Source organism: Ferrovibrio sp. (assembly GCF_025869515.1).
Taxonomy (GTDB): Bacteria; Pseudomonadota; Alphaproteobacteria; order Ferrovibrionales; family Ferrovibrionaceae; genus Ferrovibrio.
The window spans coordinates 1-6766 of the sequence record NZ_JAOZVR010000073.1; the positions used below are offsets into that span (position 1 = coordinate 1).

At 65.5% G+C, this 6766-nt stretch carries 7 protein-coding genes; 6 read left to right on the plus strand and 1 reads right to left on the minus strand.

All coding sequences use genetic code 11. The annotated features are described in order from the left end of the window. The 6 genes from OJJ21_RS11295 to OJJ21_RS11320 all read left to right on the plus strand — a co-directional run. On the plus strand, positions 1 to 672 hold a 672-nt coding region (locus OJJ21_RS11295), incomplete at its 5' end, for an ABC transporter ATP-binding protein (protein ID WP_297686232.1). Between the two features lie 14 nt (positions 673 to 686). Continuing rightward, on the plus strand, positions 687 to 1547 hold the full coding sequence (locus tag OJJ21_RS11300) for an ABC transporter permease (protein WP_297686234.1): 861 nt from the start codon (positions 687 to 689) through the stop codon (positions 1545 to 1547). Then, complete coding sequence (locus tag OJJ21_RS11305) at positions 1547 to 2383, plus strand: ABC transporter permease subunit (protein WP_297686236.1); 837 nt, start codon at positions 1547 to 1549, stop codon at positions 2381 to 2383. The genes OJJ21_RS11300 and OJJ21_RS11305 overlap by 1 nt, the downstream gene beginning before the upstream one ends. 4 nt (positions 2384 to 2387) lie before the next feature. Continuing rightward, positions 2388 to 3902 carry a PLP-dependent aminotransferase family protein gene (locus OJJ21_RS11310; protein ID WP_297686238.1) on the plus strand — a complete coding sequence of 505 codons (1515 nt, stop codon included), beginning with the start codon at positions 2388 to 2390 and terminating at the stop codon, positions 3900 to 3902. A gap of 76 nt (positions 3903 to 3978) precedes the next feature. Further along, positions 3979 to 5157 carry an MFS transporter gene (locus OJJ21_RS11315; RefSeq protein WP_297686240.1) on the plus strand — a complete coding sequence of 393 codons (1179 nt, stop codon included), beginning with the start codon at positions 3979 to 3981 and terminating at the stop codon, positions 5155 to 5157. Between the two features lie 105 nt (positions 5158 to 5262). Beyond that, the gene (locus OJJ21_RS11320) at positions 5263 to 6033 is read left to right on the plus strand and encodes a FadR/GntR family transcriptional regulator (RefSeq protein ID WP_297686243.1); all 771 of its coding nucleotides are present in this window, start codon (positions 5263 to 5265) and stop codon (positions 6031 to 6033) included. Here the strand turns inward: OJJ21_RS11320 and OJJ21_RS11325 are convergent. Beyond that, positions 5999 to 6766 (minus strand): NAD-dependent dehydratase (locus tag OJJ21_RS11325; protein ID WP_297686245.1); only part of this gene is annotated, 768 nt, incomplete at its 5' end. The two genes, OJJ21_RS11320 and OJJ21_RS11325, sit on opposite strands and share 35 nt — an antisense overlap.

Below are 6766 nucleotides of genomic sequence, written 5' to 3' on the forward strand. Positions count from 1 at the left end.
CGCGTCGCCCTTGGCCGTGGTCTCGTCGGCCGGCCCAAGGTCCTGCTGCTCGACGAGCCGCTGGCCAATCTCGACCGAGAACTCCGTCAGGAGATGGAGGTCGAGATCCGGCGCTATCAGATGAAGCTGGGCATTCCCTTCATCTATGTCACCCATAACCAGGAAGAAGCCCTGAGCATGAGCGACCGCATCGCGGTCGTGAACAAGGGCCATGTCGAGGATTTCGCCGAGCGGACGACGCTCTATGACAAGCCGAAGACCGCCTTCATCGCCCAATTCGTCGGCCGTTCGAACAAGTTCGAGGGCAAGGTGGCGGCGGTGGACGGCAGCCGTTACACCATCGAGGCCGGCGGCTTCACCCTGACGGCAAACGGCGGCGGCCCGCTGAAGCCGGGGGATGCGGCGATGGCCTTCGTGAAGAACGAGAAGATCGCCCTCGCCCCCGACGGCTTTGCCGGGGAAGACAACAGCCTGCCCTGCGTCGTGCGCGACGTCATCCTGCGCGGCGCCTATGCCGAATATCTGCTGGAAACCGGCGATGGCCTAGGCCTGGTCGCCAGCCGGCCGCGCAGCGGGGAGGGGCCGTCGATCGGCCATGCCGTGGTCGCCCATTGGGCGGCGGGCGATATCGATCTCTATCCGGTGAAACCCGATCTGGGGCTGCGCCGATGATCGGGGGGCTGCGCATGTCCCGCGACCCGAGGGCGTGGATCTTCCTCGGGGTGCCGTCGGTCTTTCTCGTCCTGCTGTTCGTGCTGCCGCTGGTCTCGATGATCGTGCTCAGCTTCTGGCGCACCGAGAATTACCACATCATTCAGGACTGGAATGTCGACAATTACCATGTCGTCGCCACGGCGGGGGCCTATGTCACCTTCCTGATCCGCTCGCTCGTCATGGCGGTGATCGTCTCCACGCTTTGCGTCGCCATCGCCTGGCCGGTCGCTTACGGCGTCATCGTCCATGGCGGGCGCTACAAGCTGCTGCTCTCGCTCGGCTTCGCCATTCCGTTCCTGACCGGCGAAGTGCTGCGGGTGATCGCGTTGCAGGGCCTGCTCGGGCCGCTCGGCCTGCTCAACGGCGTCCTGATGGCGCTGGGCGCGGCGCCGCTTCGCTTCATCATGTATACCAATATCGCCAGCGCCATCGGCCTTGTTTACCTGTACCTGCCGATCGTGGTCACGGTCATCTATCTCTCGCTGCTCAACTTCGACATGCGGCTGATCGATGCCGCGCGCATCTTCGGCGCGGGGCCGTTCCGCGGCTTCGTCGAGGTGACCTGGCCGCTGAACCTCTTCGGCTCGCTCATCGGCTTCGCCCTGTGTTTCGTGCCCTGTCTGTCGGCGACGCTGGTGCCCCGCTTCCTCGGCGGTCCCAGCGGCACGCTCTATGGCATGGCGCTGGCGCAGCAGTTCGGCGAATCCGGCACCTGGGCGCTGGGCGCGGCCATGGGCGTCGTCCTGTTCCTGCTGTCGATCGCCGGCGTGCTTCTGGTCTTTCGTTTCGTCGACCTGCGGCGCAGCGGCTTTACAGGCTTCGGGAGATCGTGATGGCGACGGGCAATATCGCGCGCAAACTTCAGAAGCCGGCGCTGATCGGCACCATGGTGCTCTGCTATCTGTTCCTCTATCTGCCGATCATCCATATCGGTCTCGGCTCGGTCTCGCAGAATTACAGTTTCCCCTATCCGCCCAAGCTGACCTGGGCGACCTTCGAGAGGCTGGCGGAAAACACGCTCTATCAGACCGCCCTCGGCAATTCGCTGCTGATCGGCGTGTTGACGGCGCTGCTCTCCACGCTGCTGGCCTGTCTCGCCACCATGGGCCTGCTGCGCCACGCCGGGCGACACACGGTGAAATTCCTCATCCTGTTCATCGCGCCGCTCTTCGTCGCCGAGGTTCTGCTCGGCCTGTCGTCGCTGATCTTCAACGGGCTGTTCCTGCAACTGGGCGGCAATCTGATCTCGGCCATCCTGGCCAACACCGTCCACTGCTTCTCCTATGCGCTGCTGATCATCGCGACCCAGTTGTATCGCTATGACTGGCGGCTGGACGATGCGGCCATGGTCTTCGGCGCGACACCCTTGCGCACCTTCTTCGAGGTGACCTTGCCGCTGATCTGGCCGGGGCTGTTCGGGGCCTTCATCGTCTGTTTCATCATGGCCTTCAACAATCTGGAGATTTCCTTCTATCTCCTCGGCGCGACGCCGACCCTGCCTTCGGTCGCCTGGGGCGCCCTGCGTTACGGCATCAAGCCGGAACTCTATGCCCTCGCCAGCGGTGTCAACGTGCTGGTCTTCGCCGTGCTGGGCATCATGTTCATCCTGATGCGCACGGGCGCCGTCCGCTTCGGCCACAAGCCGGAGCGGGATCGCAGCGCGATCTGACCCGATGCCGCCGCTGCTCGATGCCCTCGCCTTCGACCTGCAACGCAGCGGCGGCGCGCCGCTGCACCGGCAGATCCAGTCGCGTCTCGTCGCCGAGATCACGGCCGGCGCGCTGAAGCCGGGTGCCCGCCTGCCGTCCAGCCGGGCCCTGGCCGAGCTTCTCGGCGTCTCGCGCAACACGGTGATGCTGGTGTTCGAGCAGCTGATCGCAGAAGGTTACCTCGACGGGCAGACCGGCTCGGGCACCTATGTCTCGCGCAGCCCGCCCGGGCTTGCCCGCAAGGCGCGGCCGGCGCCCCGGATCAATCCGGTGCTGCCGGCAGCCTCCAGCCTCGACCGGGGGCGCAGTTTCGCCCGCTTCTCGGATGTGCCGGAGACCTTTCGCCGGATGCGCCGGCCGGTCGCCTTCCGGGCCAATTTCCCGGCGGTCGATGCCTTCCCGGTCCAGCTCTGGGCCAAGCTGACCATGAACCTGTTCCGGCGCATGGATGCCAGCGCCGCCAGCCATCTGCTGGGCGAGGGCGATCCGCAGGGCTATCACCCTTTGCGCGAATGTATCGCCGAACATCTCGCCCTGTCGCGAGGCGTCCATTGCAGCGCCGCCAATGTCGTCATCTTCGCCGGGGTGCAGCACGCCGCCGATACCGCCTGCCGGCTGCTGCTGATGCCCGGCGACCGCGCCTGGTGCGAGGATCCGGGCTATGACGGCGCCTATGCCGCGATCACGGCGGCTTCCGCCCATCCCTGCCCGGTGCCGGTCGACGATCAGGGTATCGATGTCGCCGCCGGCCTCGCCGCCTTCCCCGATGCCCGTTTCGCTTACGTTACGCCGTCGAAGCAATATCCCCTCGGCATGGCCATGAGCCTGGAGCGGCGGACGCAATTGCTCGACTGGGCCCGGGTCCACGACAGCTGGATCATCGAGGATGATTACGACAGCGAATTCCGCTACGGCGGCCGGCCGCTGCCGCCCTTGCAGGCCCTCGATACCGAGGGACGGGTGATCTATCTCGGCACTTTCTCGAAGTGCCTGTTTCCCGCGCTTCGCCTCGGCTACGCCGTGGTGGCCGATGCCCTGATCGAATATTTCGTCGCCGCCCGCACCGTCGTCGGCCGCTATTCGCCCATCCTCGACCAGATACTGGTCGCCAATTTCATGGCCGAGGGGCATTTCGCCGCCCATGTCGCGCGGATGCGCAAACTCTATGTCCAGCGCCAGGCATCCCTGCTGGAAGCCGTGGCGCGCGACCTCGGCGACTACATGACCGCCGAGCCCTCGGATTCCGGCATGGAACTGCTGGCGACCCTGCGGCCCGGTTTCGACGCGATCGCCATCGCGCGGGCGGCGGCGGCCGAGGGGCTGGAGGTCATGCCCGTGTCCTTCCACACCCAGGGCCAGCGGCCGGACCCGCGCCTCCTCCTCGGCTTCGGGGCCTTCACGCCGGCCCAGATCGACGATGGCGCGCGGCATTTGCGCTGGGTGATCAGCGGAATGATGCCGCAATGCAACATTGCGTGAAGCTCAATGGTCGCGTGAAACGGGGCGTGTCACGCTTTGAATCGAATTGTTCCAATCTGTGGCGTATGGGGTCTTCATGTCTCTACCATTGATCGCATTGGCGCTGGCGGCCTTCGGCATCGGCACGACGGAATTCGTCATCATGGGGTTGCTGCTCGATGTCTCGCGCGATCTGTCGGTCACGGTGCCGCAGGCGGGCATGCTGGTCTCGGGCTATGCCCTCGGTGTCGCGCTCGGCTCGCCTATTCTCGGCCTCCTGACGGCGCGAATGCCCCGGCGGCAGGTGTTGCTGGGTCTGATGGGGATTTTCATCGCCGGCAATTTCTATTGCGCCCTGGCTCCGGATTACGGGAGCCTGATGGCCGCGCGCATTCTCACCTCCTTCTGCCATGGTGCCTTCTTCGGCCTTGGCGCCGTCGTCGCCGGGGAGGTGGTGGCGCCCCACCGTCAGGCCAGCGCCATCGCCATGATGTTCGCCGGCCTCACCATCGCCAATATCCTGGGCGTGCCCTTCGGCACCGCCCTTGGCCAGGCCTTTGGCTGGCGCTCGACCTTCTATGCCGTCACCGGCATCGGCATTGTCGCCGCCATCGCGCTCTGGGCCTGGCTGCCGCATAATCTGACCGTCGTCACCGGCAGCCTGATGCGCGAGGTGCGCAGCCTGGCCCGGCTGCAGGTCTATCTCGCCATGCTGCTGTCGGTGCTGGCCTCGGCCAGCCTGTTCAGCGTGCTGACCTATATCGCGCCCATTCTCGAGCGGGTAACGAATGTGACGCCCCATGTCGTCACCTATGTCCTGCTGATCTTCGGTGTCGGGCTGACGATCGGCAATTTCGTCGGCGGTCGCCTCGCGGATCGCAGCCTGATGCCGACGGTGGTGGGCGGCTTCGTCGCGGTCGCCGCCATTCTGACGGTCTTCGGCCTGGTCACCTCGATGTTCTGGCCGACGGTGGCGACGGTCTTCATCTGGGGCGGCACCGCCTTCGCCCTGATCTCCCCCTTGCAGCTCCGCGTGGTGCGCGAGGCGGTGGGGGCGCCCAATCTCGCCTCCATCCTCAATCAGGGGGCGTTCAACCTCGGCAATGCCAGCGGTGCCTGGTTTGGCGGCATCGCGATAACGGGGGGTGTCGGCTATGGTGATATCGCCTGGATCGGGGTCCTGCTGGCCATGATCGCCCTTGGCGTCGCCCTGTGGTCCTGGCGCCTCGATTTCCGCAAGAGCCCGGCGCCGGTGCTGGCGACATCGCCGACGTGAGACGGGCTCAACATGCCGCGTGCAATGCCGGGGGACGATTTCCTATAATGGCGGCTGAAGTCACGGTTTCGTGAGGGCAGGGGGGCTGCCCGGGGAGGCGTCGAATTGCGGGAAGAGCTTATCGGGCCGATCAGCCAGCCGGCGGCCCATGAACTGGCGATGGAACAGATCAAGCGGTGCATCCAGCTCGGCCTGTTCCTGCCCGGCGAGAAGCTCCCCCCCGAACGTGTTCTGGCCGACAGATTGTCCGTCTCGCGCTCGACGATCCGCGAGGCGGTGCGCCTGTTGCAGGACAGCGGCCTGATCGAGGTTCGGCGCGGCGCGACCGGCGGCCTCGTCGTCCGCGATTCACAGGTCGAGGATCCGGTCGAGCTGCGCGCCTGGATCCGGCGCCAGCGCGCCCATCTGAACGAATTGATGGATTTCCGCCTGGTGATCGAAGGCGCGGCGGCGGAACTCGCCGCTTGCCGCCGGACGGACGATGACCTGTCCCGGCTCGAGGCGGCCATGCAGCGGATGGAACAGTCCAAGCTGTCGGACCTGAACCGGGTCGAAAGCGCCCAGGTCTTCAATGCCGCCGATACGGAATTTCACATGGAAATCGCCCTGGCCGCGCGCAATTCCATGCTGGCCAAGGCGGTCGAGGATATCAGGCGCGAGATGTTCCTGCCCTTCGGCGGCTATTTCATCCAGTCGCGCAGCGACGCCGATGTCTTCCACCGCAACATCTTCGATGCGATTTTCGATCGCGACGACGAGCGGGCGAAGGCGATGATGCAGCGTCACATCGACTCCACCAAGAAGGCGATCATCGCCTTCCTGGAGGATGACGCCGTGTTGCTCAGGGGATCACGCGACGCTCGCGCAGCCCCGTGAACAGGCGCTGAAACATCGCCTCGCTGTCGACCATGTCGTTGAAGCCGGCCAGGCGGATCTTGGTCATGCTGGAAATCACGTCGAAATCGCAGCGGAACACGAAGTCGCCGAAGCCCCAGGCGGCGATTTTTTCGTAAGGTATGTTCCGCAGACCATGCTTTTCGACGATGCGCTGCCACACCGGCGCCTTGTCGGCCATGAATTCGGTCAGGTTGATGGTCTGGACCCCGCCCACCTCCATGTCGAACATGCGGGCGAGGGCGGGCCACAGCTGATTCCAGCGGAACAGGTCGCCATTGGTCACATTGTAGGCCTCGCCACCCGTGGCGTTGCCGATGGCCCAGGCGGAAGCGGCGGCCAGCTGGCCGGCGTCGGTCACCTGCGCGAGGCGGGTGTAGCAATCGGGCGTGCCGGGGAATTTCAGCGGCAGGCCCAATTCCTTGCTGATCGCGGCATAGACCGCGAGCACGGTGACGAGGCTCATCGGGCTGCCGACGGCGAAGCCGCAGACGACATCGGGCCGCAGCACGACATAATCCCACGACTGGCCCTGTGACGCTTCCTTCAGCCAGTCTTCCTGGTCGTAATAGAAGTTGGGCGGCATGTGCCTTGCGTCGGATTCCTTCGCCGGGGTGGGGAAGGCGCCGAGATGGACGCCGTAATATTTCGCGCCCTCGTAATGCACGACGCGGGACAGGCCGGGGGAGGCGGCGGCGACCCCGGTCACCAGATT